1 protein-coding gene is annotated in these 487 nt (G+C 47.8%); it reads left to right on the top strand.

Features of this window, described 5'->3' with window-relative positions:
* On the top strand, nucleotides 1–446 hold a 446-nt coding region (locus tag KIH86_RS19020), incomplete at its 5' end, for an IS3 family transposase (protein ID WP_223110614.1).
* Nucleotides 447–487: the final 41 nt, after the last annotated feature.

Raw genomic sequence — 487 nt, 5'->3', positions numbered from 1 at the left:
CGGAGATGGCGTACCTATCCACCATTCTGGATGGTTCCACCGGAGAGTTACTCGCGTACAACCTCTCCAAGAGCCTTTCCATGCCCTTAGCAACGGATACGATTGAGAATCTCATGAAGCAACGACGCTTGAAGTTACATAAGGATGCCTTTATCCATTCCGATCAAGGCTGTCACTACACGAGCCCCCAGTATCAGGAACTGCTGAAGAAGAAGAAACTTGGCCAGTCTATGTCCAGGCGTGGAAACTGTTGGGACAACGCCCCGCAAGAGTCTTTCTTCGGCCACATGAAAGATCACGTCGTTAGTCGTAACTGCTCCACTTTGGAAGAACTTCAGTTTGAAATCGACCGCTACATACACTACTACAACCATCACAGATATCAATGGGGACGAAAAAAGATGACCCCTGTGCAATACAGGAATCATCTTCTGTCGGTCGCTTAACTCTCTTTTTTCAAGTGTCCTTGACAAGGGGACCAGTTCAT

It is taken from the genome of Paenibacillus sinensis, assembly GCF_019904155.1.
Lineage (GTDB): Bacteria > Bacillota > Bacilli > Paenibacillales > Paenibacillaceae > Paenibacillus_AQ > Paenibacillus_AQ sinensis.
The sequence above is the reverse complement of the archived record's forward strand: the minus strand, read 5'-3'. Positions and strand labels throughout refer to the sequence as shown.